This is a genomic window from Streptomyces sp. M41(2017), assembly GCF_002078175.1.
Lineage (GTDB): Bacteria > Actinomycetota > Actinomycetes > Streptomycetales > Streptomycetaceae > Streptomyces.
Genome location: NZ_MWFK01000001.1, coordinates 4,454,182 through 4,469,524 on the forward strand (window position 1 = coordinate 4,454,182; position 15,343 = coordinate 4,469,524).

Sequence of the window (15,343 nt, forward strand, 5' to 3'; positions counted from 1 at the left end):
ATCAGCCGGCGAGCTGCTCGTAGGCCGGCAGCGTGAGGAAGTCCGCGTAGTCCTCGTCCAGCGCGACCTTCAGGAGCAGGTCGTGCGCCTGCTGCCAGGAGCCGGCCTCGAACGCCTCCTCGCCGATCTCGGCGCGGATGTCCGCGAGTTCCTGCGCGGCGATCTCGCGGGCCAGCTCCGGGGTGGCCGCCACGGTCTTCCCGTCGTGCTCGAAGACGACACCGGCGTTGATCCACTGCCAGATCTGCGAGCGCGAGATCTCGGCGGTGGCGGCGTCCTCCATGAGGTTGAAGATCGCGACCGCGCCGAGCCCGCGCAGCCAGGCCTCGATGTAACGGATGCCGACCTGCACGGCGTTGACGAGACCGTCGTACGTCGGGCTCGCGTCGAGCGAGTCGACGGCGATGAGGTCACCGGCCGCGACCGACACGTCCTCGCGCAGCCGCTCCTTCTGGTTCGGCCGGTCGCCGAGCACCGCGTCGAAGGAGGCCATCGCGATCGGGACGAGGTCGGGGTGGGCCACCCACGAGCCGTCGAATCCGTCGCCGGCCTCACGGTCCTTGTCGGCCTTGACCTTCTCGAAGGCGACCTTGTTGACCTCCTCGTCCCGGCGCGAGGGGATGAACGCGGCCATGCCGCCGATCGCGTGCGCGCCCCGCCGGTGGCAGGTACGGACGAGGAGCTCGGTGTACGCGCGCATGAACGGCGCGGTCATCGTCACCGCGTTGCGGTCCGGCAGGACGAACTTGGCACCGCCGTCACGGAAGTTCTTGACGATGGAGAACAGGTAGTCCCAGCGGCCCGCGTTCAACCCGGCGGCGTGGTCGCGGAGTTCGTAGAGGATCTCGTCCATCTCGTAGGCGGCCGTGATCGTCTCGATCAGGACGGTCGCGCGGACCGTGCCCTGCGGGACGCCGACGTAGTCCTGCGCGAAGACGAACACCTCGTTCCACAGGCGCGCTTCGAGGTGCGACTCCGTCTTCGGCAGGTAGAAGTACGGGCCCTTGCCGAGATCGATGAGCCGCTGCGCGTTGTGGAAGAAGTACAGGCCGAAGTCGACCAGGGCGCCGGGCACGGGCGTGCCGTCGGCGGCGACGAGGTGACGTTCGTTCAGGTGCCAGCCGCGCGGACGCATCACGACCGTCGCGAGCTCCTCGTTCGCCTTGAGGGCGTACGACTTGCCGGACCTCGCGTCGGTGAAGTCGATGTTCCGGGTGTAGGCGTCGATCAGGTTGACCTGACCGAGGACCACGTTCTCCCAGGTGGGGGCCGAGGCGTCCTCGAAGTCCGCGAGCCACACGCGGGCACCGGAGTTGAGGGCGTTGATGGTCATCTTGCGGTCGGTGGGGCCGGTGATCTCGACACGGCGGTCGTTCAGCGCGGCCGGAGCGGGGGCGACCTTCCAGGAGTCGTCCGCGCGGACGGCCGCGGTCTCCGGGAGGAAGTCGAGGGTGGAGGTGCGGGCGATCTCGGCGCGGCGCTCGGCACGGCGGGCGAGGAGCTCGTCACGCCGGGGCGTGAACAGCCGGTGCAGCTCGGCCACGAAGGCGAGGGCCGCGTCGGTGAGGACCTCTTCCTGCCGGGGCAGGGGCTCGGCGTCGACGATGGCCAGCGGGGACGGCGCTGGTGCGGACATGAGCTGTCACTTCCTTCAGCGAACTACGTGCGGGCTGCTACGGGCTGTGCGGGTGGACCATGGCGGCGTCGACGCGCCGTGGCACCCGGTGCCAGGGCGCGGGGGGACGGCGCCGGGCGCCCTCGACACGGCGGGGCGCTTCTGATCAGTGGATACTAGTTTCCTCATGGTGGAAGTTCAATGGTTTGTTGATGTCGAGATTCTCTGAGTCGACAGAAGGTGGCGCTCAGTGCCATCCCGTTCACTCAAGGTGGACCAGGTCGGCCTCCGTGTCGATGTCGAAGGCCCGCGCGACGTCGCCGCACTCCACGAGTGTGATCGCGTCCTGATGGGCCTTCAGGTAGGCGCGCGCACCCCGGTCGCCGGTGGCGGCCGCCGCGATCCCCTCCCAGTGGTCCGCGCCGAAGAGCACCGGATGGCCGCGCTCCCCGTCGTACGCCGCCGCGGCGAGCGTCCGGGGCGAGCCGTACGCCCCGAGCACCCGCGCCACCGCCTCCGGGCCGATCCCCGGCTGGTCGACCAGCGACACCAGTGCGGCGGGTACCCCCGAGTCCGCCAGCGAACCGAGCCCCGCCCGCAGTGAGGAGCCCATGCCCTCCTCCCAGTCCGGGTTGTCCACGAGCACGCAGCCGGACAGAGCGGCCCGCTCCCGTACCTCCTTCGCCTGCGCGCCCAGTACGACATGGACGCTCGCGCAGCCACCGGCCCGCAACACCTCGACCGCGTGTTCGACGAGGGGGTGTCCCCGGTGGGACAGGAGTGCCTTGGGACGACCCCCGAGGCGCCGCCCGCCACCGGCGGCCAGCAACAGCCCGGCCACCTGGTCCTTGTTCTCCGTCATGTCCCCTGCATACCCGACCGGCCCCCGGACCGCCTCGGAACCGGGCCGTGGCCCGCGATGTCCCCGGGCTGAATTTCGGTCCGGGCAGTGGCGCCCGGCACACCGGGTGGCGTTTACTGGCCCGCGTCCCTCGGCGCCCGACCACCGCCACGGGGCGCGGTGCCGACGCGAGAAGGACCGACGCACGACGGTGTGCGAGGGGGAGAGCTGTGTTGCGGAGCTTGGGGCAGAGACCAGTGACGGGCAGCGACGAGGATCCGAGGGTGGCGGAACTGCGCACCGCCGTCTCCCGGCTGCGCCGTGAACTCGCCACGCATCCGGCCGAGTTCCCCGACCGGGGCATCGCCGAGGACGAACTGGCCGCGCTCGCCGCGATGGTGGCCGGCGGAGTCCCCGAGACACCCCGGCTGCGCCGCTCCCTGTTACTCATCGCCGGTTCGATCGGCTCGGTCAGCGCCCTCGCGACCCGCCTCGCGGACGTCCGCAACGCGGTCGACCTCTTCGGGGAGCCCCCGAGCGGGAACCGCCGCTGACACCACGGCGGTGCCGCCGGGCCGCCCCGGCCTGCGTCCGGCGGCTCACCCCCGCCTGCGGATGACTCCGCGCTCGGTGGCCGCCGCCACCGCCGACGTGCGGGAGTCCACGCCCAACTTGGCGTAGATGTGCACCAGATGAGACTTCACGGTGGCCTGGCTCAGGAACAGCTTCTTGCTGATCTGCTGGTTCGAGAGGCCGTCCTTGACCAGTTCGAGGACCTCCAGCTCGCGGCGGCTCAGCGCGGCGGCCGGCGTACGCATCCGGTCCATCAGACGGTCGGCGACCGCCGGGGCGAGCGCCGAGTGACCCGAGGCCGCCGTCCGCACGGCCGCCGACAGCTCCTCGGGCGGGGCGTCCTTGAGGAGGTAGCCGCAGGCGCCCGCCTCGACGGCGGCGAGAATGTCGGCGTCGGTGTCGTACGTCGTGAGGACCAGGACCCGCGGGGCGCCGGGGCGCGCCGTGATCGCCGCGGTGGCCTCGGCGCCGTGCAGGCCGGCACCGAACTGCAGGTCCATGAGGACGACGTCCACCCCGCCCGCCAGAGCGCGTTCCACCGCGGCCTCCGCCGTCGGCGCCTCCCCGACGATCTCGAAGTCCGGCTCCGCGGACAGCACCGCGCGCAGTCCGGCGCGGACGACCGGGTGATCGTCCGCGAGCAGCAGCCTGACGCTCACGCGGGGCTCCCGACGGTGTGCGGCCGGGGACGGCGGCCATCACTCCCGAGCGGGTTCCCCGCGGGCTCCGCGGCGGCGGGCAGCGGCAGGGTGACAGCCACCGCCGTACCCTGCCCGGGCGCCGACTCGACGGTGAACGTGCCGCCCAGCGACGCCGCGCGCGAACGCATCGCGGGCAGCCCGAAGCCGCCGTCCGTACGTTCCTCGTCCCCGCCGCCCGCATACGGTCCGACCGCGCCGGGGGCGAAGCCGACACCGTCGTCGACCACGTCCAGCGCGACCGCGGTGTCCATGAAGCTGAGCGTGATCTCCGCACGGCCCGCGCGCGCGTGCCGCAGCGTGTTGCCGAGCGCCGACTGCGCGATCCGCAGCAGCGCCACCTCGTACGGCGTCGGGAGAGCCGCGGGCGGCCCGCTCACCGAGAAGCGAACCGAGGGACCGCCCACGGCGGACGCACGGCACAACCGCTCCAGCGCCGCGCCGAGCGAGCCCCCGTCCAGGGCGGGCGGCGTGAGGGCGCGGACGAATCGGCGGGCCTCGGCCAGGTTGTCCTGCGCCGTCGAGCGGGCCTGCTCCAGGTGCGGGGCCGCCGGGGAGTCCGGGGGCAGCAGGCGCTGCGCGGCCCGCAGCAGCAGCTGGATGCTGGACAGACCCTGGGCGAGCGTGTCGTGGATCTCGTGGGCGAGCCGTTCCCGTTCGGCGAGCGTGCCCGCGGTGCGCTCGGCCTCGGCCAGTTCCGCGCGGGTGGCGACGAGTTCCTCGATCAGGGCACGGCGGCGCTCGCTCTCCTGGTGGAGCGCTTCGTAGCCGAGCACCGTGGCCGCCGCGACGGCCGCCCCGAGGAGCGGTCCGATGAACGCCCCGGGGGTCAGCGGCGAGCCGTGCGCCACGAAGCTCGCGATGGCCGCTCCCGCGGTCAGCGTCACGGCCGGCACGCTCCAGCGCGCGGGCAGCAGGTGCAGCTGCAGGAAGTAGAGGGGGAACGCCACCCACAGCGCGTCGGGTGACAGCGCGACGAGGACCAGCCAGCTCGCGGTCAGCGCCGTCAGCCAGACCGCGGCCGCGCGGCGTGAGCGCCGCACCCTCGTACTGAACGAGCCCGCCGCGAACACCGCGCCGGTCATGATCACCGCCAGGACGACGCCCCGCGGACGGGCACTGTCCCCGGAACGGACGGCGGCCAGCGCCAGCAGCCCCGCGAGCAGGGCGTACAGGCACAGGCGCAGGGTGGTCAGGACGGGGGAGCGGCGGGGGACATTCATGGTCGTTCCAGGGTAGGCGGGTGCCCGCGGACCCCGGTCAACCGAAAGGTTGAAAGCCGTCGCCCCCCTTCGCTCCCCTCGCCGCCTCGGCGGACCCGGGCGCGTCCGCCTTCCGACGCGGCTCCGCTCCGCCTTCCGACGCGGCTCCGCTCCGCCTTTCGGCGCGGCGGAACCATGCCCGGGTGCGATGCCCCGGAGCGGGCCCGGGCGGCAGCCTGGGAGGCATGTTCGTCGCATGGAGAGACCTCCGGTTCGCCAAGGGGCGGTTCACCCTGATGGGCGCCGTGGTCGTGCTGATCACCCTGCTCGTGGGGCTGCTGTCCGGCCTGACCGCCGGGCTCGCCGAGGAGAACACCTCGGCCGTCACCGGGCTGCCCGCCGACCACCTCGCCTTCGCCGCGCCGCCCACCGGGCAGTCGGTGTCCTTCACCGGCGCCGAGATCTCCTCGCGCGCCGTACGGACCTGGGCGGACCGTCCGGGGGTCGTCTCCGCCGAGCCGGTCGGCGTGCGCACCCTGAACGCGTCCGCCGGGCACCGTACGGCCGCGGTGTCGTCGTTCGCCGTGCGACCGGGCTCCGGGATCGCGCCGGCCGGGGTCGGCCCCGGCCGCGTCGTCCTCTCCGAGAAGGCGGCCGCCGAGCTGGCCGCCGGCCCCGGGGACCGGGTGACGCTCGGCGGAACCGCGCGGACCGTCGCCGCGGTGTCCGGACGCGCCGCGTACAGCCACACCCCGGTGGTGTGGACCGAGCCCGCCGGGCCGGCGACCGTGATCGCGCTGCGGACCGACGGCGCGGATCTGCCGGCCGGTGACCGGGCGGCGGGCACGAAGACCCTGGCCAAGGCCGACGCCCTCACCGCCATCGGCTCCTACCGGGCCGAGAACGGCTCCCTCCAGCTCATGCGCGGATTCCTCTTCGCCATCTCGGCCCTGGTGATCGGCGCGTTCTTCACGGTCTGGACGATCCAGCGGTCCCCCGACATCGCCGTCCTGAAGGCGCTCGGCGCCTCGACGCCGTACCTGCTGCGCGACGCGCTCGGCCAGGCGGCCCTGATGCTCACCGCCGGAAGCCTGTTCGGCACCGGACTCGCCGCCGGAGCCGGCGCCCTCGTGCGCGGCGCCGACGTCCCGTTCGTCCTGGACGGCCCGACCGTGCTCGTACCCGCCGCCGTGCTGATCGCCCTCGGCACGCTCGGCGCGGGTCTCTCCGTCCGCCGGATCACCGCCGTCGACCCGCTGACCGCGCTGGGAAGCGCCCGCTGAAGGCGCCGGGACCATCGGACCGACCACCAGGAAGTGCCCTCATGAGCCTGACCCTCGACACCGTCACCCTCACCTACCCGGACGGCGACGGGCGCCTGACCGCGCTGGACGCGGTCCGCCTCGCCGCGGCGCCCGGTACCGTCACCGCCGTCGTCGGCCCCTCGGGATCCGGCAAGTCCAGCCTCCTCGCGGTCGCGGCGACCCTGGCCACCCCCGACCGCGGGCGCGTCCTGGTCGGCGGCAGGGACACGGCGACGCTGCGGCCCGCGGAACGGGCCGTCCTGCGCAGGCGCGAGATCGGGATCGTGTTCCAGCAGCCGAACCTGCTGCCCTCGCTGACCGCCCTGGAACAGCTCCAGGTCATGGGACACCTGGACGGGAGACGTCATGTGACGTCCCGTGCGCGGGAGTTGCTGGCGGCGGTGGGGCTCGGCGACCTCGCGCACCGCCGGCCGCACCAGCTCTCGGGCGGCCAGCGGCAGCGGGTGAACATCGCCCGCGCCCTGGTCAACGAACCGTCCGTGCTCCTGGTCGACGAACCGACCAGCGCCCTCGACCACGAGCGCGGCGCGGCCGTCCTCGGCCTGCTGCTGCGGCTGACCCGTGAGCGCCGAACGGCCACCGTCCTCGTGACGCACGACCGCGCCCGCCTCGAGGAGGCGGACGCGGTGCGGGAGATGCGGGACGGGCGGCTGGACCCGCTCGCCGTGACGGCCGCGAACGGCTGACGCCTGCGACGCCGAGCGGGACCGGGGACGCGGTCGAGCGGTCAGACGGCGCCGGGTCCCGAACTGGCCAGCGCCTGCGACAGCTCGGCCGCGACCTGCTGGAGCACCGGCACGATCTTGTCGGTGGCGGCCTCGGTGACCCGGCCCGCGGGGCCGGAGATGGAGATCGCGGCGGCGGTGGGGGAGTCGGGCACCGGGACGGCCAGGCAGCGGACGCCGATCTCCTGCTCGTTGTCGTCCACCGCGTACCCGGTGCGGCGCACGTCTTCCAGCGCCGCGAGGAATCCGTCCGGTGTGGTGATCGTCTTCTCCGTCGCCGCCGGCATGCCGGTACGGGCGAGGAGCGCGCGCACCTCGTCGGCCGAGGCGTGGGCCAGCAGGGCCTTGCCGACGCCCGTGGAGTGCGGCAGCACCCGGCGGCCCACCTCGGTGAACATGCGCATCGAGTGCTTGGAGGGCACCTGCGCCACGTACACGATCTCGTCGCCGTCGAGCAGTGCCATGTTCGCCGTCTCGCCGGTCTCCTCGACGAGGCGCGCGAGGTAGGGGCGGGCCCAGGTGCCGAGCAGCCGGGAGGCGGACTCGCCGAGGCGGATGAGGCGGGGGCCCAGCGCGTACCGGCGGTTGGTCTGCTGGCGTACGTACCCGCAGGCCACCAGGGTGCGCATCAGGCGGTGGATGGTGGGCAGCGGCAGCCCGCTGCTCGCGGAGAGCTCGCTCAGGCCGACCTCGCCCCCGGCGTCCGCCATGCGCTCCAGCAGATCGAAGGCGCGCTCCAGGGACTGGACGCCACCACTGGGAGCGGGTGATTTGGCGGCGTCGGTGGTGCTGGCGCTGGACGGCGACACGGCGGCGGTCCTTTCAGGGCGCAGAATCGAGAGACATGACCCGAAGGCTCTCGATCAGGGCGGTGGCCGGTGACGGACGGGCAGGGACGCAGCCTACCCGGCAGTCGGTTGACTCCCTGGTTGTACGTCACTACGTTCTGCTTGCCGGAAGTCTACTTCCGCTTTGTGGAAACATCCAGAGAGTGGGGGTGGCGGATGGAGAGCGCGGGGGACTCTTGACGACACGGGGGTCGGAGTGAAGACTCCTTCAACAGAACGTTGAATTTCGTTACGTGGAAGTAAACCCGCGTCGACGGGGGTCAACGGCGGCAGAGAGAGGGGTCCGGGTGTCCGACGTCGAACTGGTGCTGCGCTCGACGCGCGTCATCACTCCCGAAGGGACGCGCGCCGCTTCGGTCGCGGTCACCGCGGGGAAGATCACGGCCGTGCTTCCGCACGACGCCGAGGTGCCGGCCGGTGCCCGGTTCGAGGACTTCGGCGACGACGTCCTGCTGCCCGGCCTGGTGGACACGCACGTCCATGTGAACGACCCCGGCCGCACCGAGTGGGAGGGGTTCTGGACCGCGACCCGCGCCGCGGCCGCCGGCGGCATCACCACCCTCGTCGACATGCCGCTCAACTCCCTGCCGCCGACGACGACGGTGGACAACCTCCGCACCAAGCGGGATGTCGCCCGGCCCAAGGCGCACATCGACGTCGGCTTCTGGGGCGGCGCGCTCCCGGACAACGTCAAGGACCTGCGACCGCTGCACGAGGCGGGCGTCTTCGGGTTCAAGGCGTTCCTCTCGCCCTCCGGTGTCGAGGAGTTCCCCGAGCTGGACCAGGAGCAGCTGACCCGCTCCCTCGCCGAGATCGCGGGCTTCGGCGGCCTGCTGATCGTCCACGCCGAGGACCCGCACCACCTGGCCGCCGCCCCGCAGAAGGGCGGCCAGAAGTACGCCGACTTCCTCGCCTCGCGCCCCCGCGACGCCGAGGACACCGCCATCGAGAGCCTCGTCGCGCAGGCCCGGCGCCTCGACGCCCGGGTGCACGTGCTGCACCTGTCGTCGAGCGACGCCCTCCCGCTGATCGCCGCCGCGAAGGCCGACGGCGTCCGGCTCACCGTGGAGACCTGCCCGCACTACCTCACCCTGACCGCCGAGGAAGTCCCGGACGGCGCCAGCGAGTTCAAGTGCTGCCCGCCCATCCGCGAGGCCGCCAACCAGGACCTGCTCTGGCAGGCGCTGGCCGACGGCACCATCGACTGTGTCGTCACCGACCACTCGCCGTCGACCGCCGACCTCAAGACGGACGACTTCGCCACCGCCTGGGGCGGCATCTCCGGACTCCAGCTCAGCCTGTCCGCCGTCTGGACCGAGGCCCGCAAGCGCGGCCACGGACTGGAGGACGTGGTCCGCTGGATGTCCTCCCGCACGGCCGAACTGGTCGGCCTCGGCGACCGCAAGGGCGCCATCGCACCGGGCCGGGACGCCGACTTCGCGGTTCTCGCCCCCGACGAGACCTTCACCGTCGACCCGGCGGCGCTCCAGCATCGCAACCGGGTCACGGCCTACGCCGGCAAGACCCTCAGCGGTGTCGTCAGGTCGACCTGGCTGCGCGGCGAACGCATCGTCGCCGCGGGCGAGTTCACCGGGCCCACCGGACAGCTCCTCACCCGGAACCCGTAGCCCTCCGGCCCCCGGGGTCCGCCCTCCGCCCCCTCGCGGGACGCGTCGACCCCGGCCCCCCAACCCCCGAACCGCACCACCGACCGCCGTACCGCACTCCGGCATCCGCACCCGCATCCGCAACGGCCGACCCCCGAAAGGCAGATCGATCATCGTGACGGCGCAGAACCCGCCCGTTTTGGCCACCTTCACCGGAGACGCGAACCCCTACGGAGGCGGCGACCCGTACGCGGACTACCGCACCGCCGACTTCCCGTTCACCCAGTACGCCAACCTCGCCGACCGGCAGCTCGGCGCCGGGGTGGTGGCCGCCAACGACGAGTTCTTCGCCCAGCGCGAGAACCTGCTCGTGCCCGGCGCCGCCGAGTTCGACCCCGAGCACTTCGGGCACAAGGGCAAGATCATGGACGGCTGGGAGACCCGGCGCCGCCGCGGCGTCTCGGCCGGGCACCCGTGGCCGACCGCCGAGGACCACGACTGGGCCCTGGTCCGCCTCGGCGCCCCCGGCGTGATCCGCGGCATCGTGGTCGACACGGCCCACTTCCGCGGCAACTACCCGCAGGCGGTGTCCGTCGAGGGCACCTCGCTGCCGGGTTCGCCGTCCCCCGAGGAACTCCTCGCGGACGACGTGAAGTGGACGACCCTCGTACCCCGAACGGCGGTCGGCGGCCACGCGGCCAACGGGTTCTCCGTCCTGGCCGAACAGCGCTTCACCCACCTGCGCGTCAACCAGCACCCCGACGGCGGCATCGCCCGGCTGCGCGTGTACGGCGAGGTCGTGCCCGACCCGCGCTGGCTGTCCGTCCTCGGCGCCTTCGACGTCGTCGCCCTGGGGAACGGCGGCCAGGTCGAGGACGCCTCCGACCGCTTCTACTCCCCGGCCACGAACACCATCCAGCCGGGCCGCTCCCGCAAGATGGACGACGGCTGGGAGACCCGCCGTCGCCGTGACGACGGCAACGACTGGATCCGCTACCAGCTCGTCGCCCAGTCCGAGATCCGCGCGATCGAGATCGACACGGCGTACCTGAAGGGCAACAGCGCCGGATGGGCGTCGGTGTCGGTCCGCGACGGCGACGAGGGGGAGTGGACCGAGGTCCTGCCCCGCACCCGCCTCCAGCCCGACACCAACCACCGCTTCACCCTCGACGCACCGGTCGTCGGCACCCACGCGCGCGTGGACATCTTCCCGGACGGCGGCATCTCCCGCCTGCGCCTCTTCGGCTCCCTGACGGAGGACGGCGCCTCCCGGCTGGCCGCCCGCCACCAGGAACTGGGCGGCTGACCCCTCCGGCCCACCCGCCCGCGGTACGCGTCACCGCCCCGCCCGACCGCCGTACCGCGTCACCGCCCACCCGGCCGATGGCCGCGCACCTGGGGGCCGCATCGGAATCGATGCGGCCCCCAGGCCGGGACGGCGCCCGGTGCGCCCGGACGGACTCCGCCTTCGGGTGACCCAGGGGGTGCTCCCGTGCCTCGGGGTGCACTCTCCGGTCACTTCACCGGACGGCCGACCTCAGGCGTGAGCGTGGCCCGCCCCTGAGAGGCCCACGTCCGGTCGTGTCACGCCGCGTGGCCGCCGTCCACGGCGAACTCCGCGCCGGTGACGAAGGCGGCCCCGCTCCCGGCCAGGTACGCGACCATCGACGCCACCTCGTCGGCGGCGGCGAAGCGGCCCACGGCGGTCAGGGCGACCTGGCCGGACGCGAACGGGCCGTCCGCCGGGTTCATGTCGGTGTCGGTCGGGCCGGGGTGGACGATGTTGGCGGTCACTCCGCGCCCTCCCAGTTCCCGCGCGAGGGCCTTGGTCAGACCGATCAGCGCGGACTTGCTCGTCGCGTAGAGGGTGCCGCCGGGACCGGGGACCCGCTGGGTCATGCAGCTGCCGATCGTGATGATCCGGCCGCCCGCCCCGAGGTGCGGCGCGGCCGCCTGCGAGGTCAGGAAGACCCCCCGGACATTGACGGCGAGCACGTGGTCGACGTCCGCCAGGGACAGCGACTCCAGGGGGCCCAGCACGCCCGCACCCGCGTTGTTGACGAGCACGTCGAGCCGCCCGAACTCCTCGACGACCCGGTCCACGACCGCGCCGGCCCGGACCGCGTCGGAGGAGTCCGCGCACAGCGCGAGCCCCCGGACACCGAGCGCCTCGACGGCCCGTACGACCTCCGCCGCCGCCTCCTTGCCGCGCACATAGGTGACGGCCACGTCCGCACCCTCACGGGCGAGGCGCAGCGCGGTCGCGGCCCCGATGCCCCGGGCGCCCCCGGTCACGAGGGCCACCTTTCCCTGCATTCCCCTACCGCCGTCCCTGCCGTCCCTGCCGTCCCTGCTGTCCACGCCGTCCATGCCGTCCGTTCCCGTGCCGCTGTTCGTGCCGCTCGCGATGTCCTGAGAAGTCATGGGTCCATCCCAGCGGCCGGGAGCCGGCGGAACCGGCGGCCAACGGACGTCGTGCTCACCGCGACCCGACCCGACCCGACCCGGCCCCTGTCCCAACAGCTCGCCCGATGGGCCGGAACCTTCAGCTCCGCTTCTCTCGTTCTTCCGGGGTGACCCTTCAGCAAGAGATCGTCGGCAACGCCATGCAGATGGCGGTCGTGAGCCTGCACCCCGGCCAGACCGTGTACTGCGAGGCGGGGAAGTTCCTCTTCAAGACGACCGGCGTGACCATGGAGACCCGCCTCTCCGGTCCGCCGGGCGGCGCCGGGGCAGCCGGAGGCGGTGCGCCGCAGGCCGGCGGCGGAGGCATGGGCGGGATGCTGCGCCAGGCCATGGGCACCGCCATGCAGGCCGGTCAGCGCGCTCTGGCGGGCGAGTCCCTGGCGTTCCAGTACTTCACGGCGGTGGGCGGCGAGGGAACCGTCGGGTTCGCGGGCGTGCTGCCCGGCGAGATGCGCGCCCTGGAACTGGACGGCACACGCGCGTGGTTCGCCGAGAAGGACGCCTTCGTGGCGGCGGAGTCGAGCGTGCGGTTCGGAATCGCCTTCCAGGGCGGCCGGACCGGGCGCAGCGGCGGCGAGGGATTCGTCCTGGAGAAGTTCACCGGGCAGGGCACGGTGATCATCGCGGGTGCGGGCAACTTCATCGATCTGAACCCGGCGGACTTCGGCGGCCGCGTCGAGGTCGACACGGGCTGTGTCGTCGCCTTCGAGGACGGCATCCGCTACGGGGTCCAGCGCATCGGCGGCCTGAACCGACAGGGCCTGATGAACGCGGTCTTCGGCGGTGAGGGGCTGTCGCTCGCCACCCTGGAGGGTGACGGCCAGGTCATCCTCCAGTCCCTCACCATCGAGGGCCTCGCCAACGCCCTGAGGAAGGCCCAGGGCGGCGACAAGCAGGGTCCGACGGGCGGGCTCTTCTCGACGAACGAGGGGTGAGGCGGGCGACCGCCGTCCCGGCCGACGGGGGCGGAGGCGTCCGGGCCGCCGGGGCGGAGTCCACCGGGCGCGGGCGAGGACCGGTGCGTCGGCCGGGCCTGTGGAGGTCGCGGGGATGCCCTGCGGGGACTCCGTGCAGGCCGTTAACTCGGGGAAAAATCATCGGACGCGCCGGGAGAAAACAGCCGCCTTGACATTGACATGCCATGGTCTACGCGCGTCAGGGTGGTTCCATGAGATTCCCCCCACGTACCACTCGTACCGGTGCCCTCGTGGCCCTCATGTCCGCCCTCCTCGTGGGCGGCACCGCCGTCGCCCCGGCCAACGCCGCGGCGGCCTCCGTCGGCAGCATCTGTTACAGCGCGCTGCCGTCGCAGGCGCACGACACGCTCGACCTGATCGACGCGGGAGGGCCCTTCCCCTACTCGCAGGACGGGGTCGTCTTCCAGAACCGCGAGGGCGTCCTGCCCTCCCGGTCCTCCGGGTACTACCACGAGTACACGGTCATCACCCCGGGCTCGTCGACCCGGGGAGCCCGCCGCATCGTCACCGGCGAGGAGACCCAGGAGGACTACTACACGGCCGACCACTACGTGACGTTCGACCTGGTCGACTTCGGCTGCTGACGCCGCCCGACGCCGAGTCCCCACGGCTCGGCGCGACGGCCGACGGCCTGATCGCGCGACGACTGCACAGTGCGGCGGCGTGATGGTGTGACGGCCTGACGGCGCGAGGAACGGAGCGGGACTGCGGGGTCGGCCCCTGTGTGCGCGGGTGGCCGGCCCCGCGGTGCGTCTCGGGGCAGTCGTCGCCCTCTTCAGGTGCGGCTGCTCTCCGCGGCCGCGAACAGGGCGAACGCCAGGACCACGAGTGCGGCGCTCGCGTAGATCTCGTAGCCGTCCAGAAAGCCGAGCCGCTGCACGATGCCCCATCCGCGCAGCAGCCCGGTGATCTCCTGGACCAGACCGAGAACGCCCTGCACCAGGGAGATGAACCCGAGCACCTCCAGCAGCTGCTTCATGCCACGACCCTCGCCCCGCGCGCGTGCCGCGCGCATCGGCCGCGGGGCGCGTGCGGGCGGCGGAAGGTCGGCCCGTGCGGCGGCCCGCTCCGACGAAAGTCTGAAGCCTGCCGACTTTGGTCGGTGAAGGCGCCGACGGGGAGGTGGCCGCGGGTTCGGCTGCGTAGATTTGTCGACCGTGAGTGGTGACGATTCGGCCCGCGTGCCGCGAGACGTGCCGGTGCCGACCCTGCGGGGCCGGCGCTGGCTGCTGCCGTCCGCCGTGGCCGCGGATCTCGACCCCGAAGCCGAGCGGAACGGCCGCTCCGGTCGCCCCCGGCGCACGGTGCGTGACTGGATCGTCGACTTCGGCTGTTTCCTTCTGGCCGTCGGAGTGGGTATCGCGGCGGCGAACACGCTGGCCGACGACCCCAACACCCCGCATGCCCTCGCGGTCGCCGACCAGTGGATCGGAGCGGTCGCCTGCGCCGCCGTCTGGCTGCGGCGCCGCTGGCCGCTCGGGCTGGCCGTCGCGCTCATCCCCGTCGGACTCGTCTCGACCACCTCGGGCGGCGCCGGTCTCGTCGCCCTGTTCACCCTCGCCGTCCACCGGCCCTTCCGGTACGTCGCCTGGATCGCCGGAGCGCAGCTCGCGCTCCTCCCGGCGTACTTCCTGCTGCGGCCCGACCCGGACCTGTCGTACCCCGTCGCCCTCGCGGTCACCGTGCTGCTCACCTCGGCGGTGGTCGGCTGGGGCATGTTCGTACGGTCCAAGCGCCAGCTCATGCTGAGTCTGCGGGACCGGGCGCGACGGGCCGAGACCGAGGCGGCGCTGCGGGCGGAGCAGGCGCAGCAGCTCGCGCGCGAGTCCATCGCGCGCGAGATGCACGACGTGCTCGCCCACCGGCTCACCCTCCTGAGCGTGCACGCGGGGGCCCTGGAGTTCCGGCCCGACGCGCCGCGGGAGGAGGTCGCCAGGGCCGCCGGGATCATCCGGGAGAGCGCGCACGAGGCACTGCAGGATCTGCGGGAGATCATCGGAGTGCTGCGGGCGTCGGACTCCGACGACGGGGGACGGCCGCAGCCCACGCTCGCGGCGCTCGACGGGCTGGTCGCGGAGTCGCGCTCCGCGGGCATGAAGGTGGTCCTCGACAACCAGGTCGCCGACCCCGACGCCGTGCCCGCGTCCGTCGGCCGCACGGCGTACCGCATCGCGCAGGAGGGACTGACCAACGCGCGCAAGCACGCGCCGGGCACGGAGGTCACCGTGTCGGTGCGGGGAGCGGCAGGGGACGGTCTGACCGTGTCCGTCGTCAACCCCGCCCCGTCGGGAGAGGTGCCGTCGGTTCCGGGGTCCGGGCAGGGGCTGATCGGGCTGCGGGAGCGGGCCACGCTCGCGGGTGGGCGGCTTCAGCACGGGCACGAGGGCGACGGGGGGTTCCGGGTGGTGGCCTGGTTGCCGTGGGGGTGACTGGTCCGTGCCGGCGGCTGCGCGCCGGGCGTTCCGG

Annotated in this window: 15 protein-coding genes; 8 read left to right on the forward strand and 7 right to left on the reverse strand. The window is 73.2% G+C overall.

The window, feature by feature from the left end; all coding sequences use genetic code 11:
- Position 1: 1 nt before the first annotated feature.
- Both aceB and B0675_RS19525 read right to left on the reverse strand, forming a co-directional pair.
- Positions 2-1,636 carry a malate synthase A gene (gene aceB, locus B0675_RS19520; RefSeq protein ID WP_081220099.1) on the reverse strand — a complete coding sequence of 545 codons (1,635 nt, stop codon included), beginning with the start codon at positions 1,634-1,636 and terminating at the stop codon, positions 2-4.
- Positions 1,637-1,877: 241 nt separating this feature from the next.
- The gene (locus B0675_RS19525) at positions 1,878-2,477 is read right to left on the reverse strand and encodes a nucleotidyltransferase family protein (protein ID WP_081220100.1); all 600 of its coding nucleotides are present in this window, start codon (positions 2,475-2,477) and stop codon (positions 1,878-1,880) included.
- A 209-nt stretch (positions 2,478-2,686) separates the two neighbouring features.
- On the opposite strand from B0675_RS19525, the gene B0675_RS19530 reads away from it, so the two are divergent.
- Positions 2,687-3,010 carry a DUF5955 family protein gene (locus B0675_RS19530; protein ID WP_081220101.1) on the forward strand — a complete coding sequence of 108 codons (324 nt, stop codon included), beginning with the start codon at positions 2,687-2,689 and terminating at the stop codon, positions 3,008-3,010.
- Positions 3,011-3,055: 45 nt separating this feature from the next.
- Here the strand turns inward: B0675_RS19530 and B0675_RS19535 are convergent, their stop codons facing one another.
- Positions 3,056-3,688: a response regulator transcription factor gene (locus B0675_RS19535; RefSeq protein ID WP_081220102.1), complete on the reverse strand. Its 633-nt coding sequence runs from the start codon at positions 3,686-3,688 to the stop codon at positions 3,056-3,058.
- Positions 3,685-4,950, reverse strand: coding sequence for a sensor histidine kinase (locus B0675_RS19540; protein ID WP_081220103.1), 1,266 nt, complete (start codon positions 4,948-4,950; stop codon positions 3,685-3,687). The genes B0675_RS19535 and B0675_RS19540 overlap by 4 nt, the downstream gene beginning before the upstream one ends.
- Before the next feature lie 224 nt (positions 4,951-5,174).
- On the opposite strand from B0675_RS19540, the gene B0675_RS19545 reads away from it, so the two are divergent.
- Positions 5,175-6,212 carry an ABC transporter permease gene (locus B0675_RS19545; RefSeq protein ID WP_081220104.1) on the forward strand — a complete coding sequence of 346 codons (1,038 nt, stop codon included), beginning with the start codon at positions 5,175-5,177 and terminating at the stop codon, positions 6,210-6,212.
- A gap of 41 nt (positions 6,213-6,253) precedes the next feature.
- The gene (locus B0675_RS19550; RefSeq protein WP_081220105.1) at positions 6,254-6,940 is read left to right on the forward strand and encodes an ABC transporter ATP-binding protein; all 687 of its coding nucleotides are present in this window, start codon (positions 6,254-6,256) and stop codon (positions 6,938-6,940) included.
- A gap of 41 nt (positions 6,941-6,981) precedes the next feature.
- Here the strand turns inward: B0675_RS19550 and B0675_RS19555 are convergent, their stop codons facing one another.
- Positions 6,982-7,788, reverse strand: coding sequence for an IclR family transcriptional regulator (locus tag B0675_RS19555; RefSeq protein WP_081220106.1), 807 nt, complete (start codon positions 7,786-7,788; stop codon positions 6,982-6,984).
- A 326-nt stretch (positions 7,789-8,114) separates the two neighbouring features.
- On the opposite strand from B0675_RS19555, the gene allB reads away from it, so the two are divergent.
- The gene (gene allB, locus B0675_RS19560) at positions 8,115-9,455 is read left to right on the forward strand and encodes an allantoinase AllB (RefSeq protein WP_081220107.1); all 1,341 of its coding nucleotides are present in this window, start codon (positions 8,115-8,117) and stop codon (positions 9,453-9,455) included.
- A gap of 154 nt (positions 9,456-9,609) precedes the next feature.
- The gene (gene alc / locus B0675_RS19565) at positions 9,610-10,740 is read left to right on the forward strand and encodes an allantoicase (protein ID WP_081220108.1); all 1,131 of its coding nucleotides are present in this window, start codon (positions 9,610-9,612) and stop codon (positions 10,738-10,740) included.
- 278 nt (positions 10,741-11,018) lie between these two features.
- Here the strand turns inward: alc and B0675_RS19570 are convergent, their stop codons facing one another.
- The gene (locus tag B0675_RS19570) at positions 11,019-11,750 is read right to left on the reverse strand and encodes a 3-oxoacyl-ACP reductase family protein (RefSeq protein WP_107482675.1); all 732 of its coding nucleotides are present in this window, start codon (positions 11,748-11,750) and stop codon (positions 11,019-11,021) included.
- Between the two features lie 257 nt (positions 11,751-12,007).
- Here B0675_RS19570 and B0675_RS19575 point away from each other — a divergent pair, with 257 nt between their 5' ends.
- A complete protein-coding gene (locus B0675_RS19575; RefSeq protein ID WP_081220109.1) occupies positions 12,008-12,835 on the forward strand; it encodes an AIM24 family protein in 828 nt (275 codons plus the stop codon).
- Positions 12,836-13,068: 233 nt separating this feature from the next.
- Entirely contained in the window at positions 13,069-13,461 is a 393-nt protein-coding gene (locus B0675_RS19580) for a ribonuclease (RefSeq protein WP_081221885.1), read from the forward strand.
- A 191-nt stretch (positions 13,462-13,652) separates the two neighbouring features.
- On the opposite strand, the gene B0675_RS19585 is transcribed toward B0675_RS19580, so the two are convergent.
- Complete coding sequence (locus tag B0675_RS19585) at positions 13,653-13,856, reverse strand: hypothetical protein (RefSeq protein ID WP_081220110.1); 204 nt, start codon at positions 13,854-13,856, stop codon at positions 13,653-13,655.
- 178 nt (positions 13,857-14,034) lie between these two features.
- On the opposite strand from B0675_RS19585, the gene B0675_RS19590 reads away from it, so the two are divergent.
- On the forward strand, positions 14,035-15,306 hold the full coding sequence (locus B0675_RS19590) for a histidine kinase (RefSeq protein ID WP_241539815.1): 1,272 nt from the start codon (positions 14,035-14,037) through the stop codon (positions 15,304-15,306).
- Positions 15,307-15,343: the final 37 nt, after the last annotated feature.

Bases quoted from the DNA above. Each gene is read 5' to 3' on its own strand.
- B0675_RS19570 (WP_107482675.1), bottom strand. From the start codon at position 11,750: ATGCAGGGAAAGGTGGCCCTCGTGACCGGGGGCGCCCGGGGCATCGGG.
- aceB (WP_081220099.1), bottom strand. From the start codon at position 1,636: ATGTCCGCACCAGCGCCGTCCCCGCTGGCCATCGTCGACGCCGAGCCC.
- B0675_RS19550 (WP_081220105.1), top strand. From the start codon at position 6,254: ATGAGCCTGACCCTCGACACCGTCACCCTCACCTACCCGGACGGCGAC.
- B0675_RS19580 (WP_081221885.1), top strand. From the start codon at position 13,069: ATGAGATTCCCCCCACGTACCACTCGTACCGGTGCCCTCGTGGCCCTC.
- B0675_RS19525 (WP_081220100.1), bottom strand. From the start codon at position 2,477: ATGACGGAGAACAAGGACCAGGTGGCCGGGCTGTTGCTGGCCGCCGGT.
- B0675_RS19585 (WP_081220110.1), bottom strand. From the start codon at position 13,856: ATGAAGCAGCTGCTGGAGGTGCTCGGGTTCATCTCCCTGGTGCAGGGC.
- B0675_RS19540 (WP_081220103.1), bottom strand. From the start codon at position 4,950: ATGAATGTCCCCCGCCGCTCCCCCGTCCTGACCACCCTGCGCCTGTGC.
- B0675_RS19545 (WP_081220104.1), top strand. From the start codon at position 5,175: ATGTTCGTCGCATGGAGAGACCTCCGGTTCGCCAAGGGGCGGTTCACC.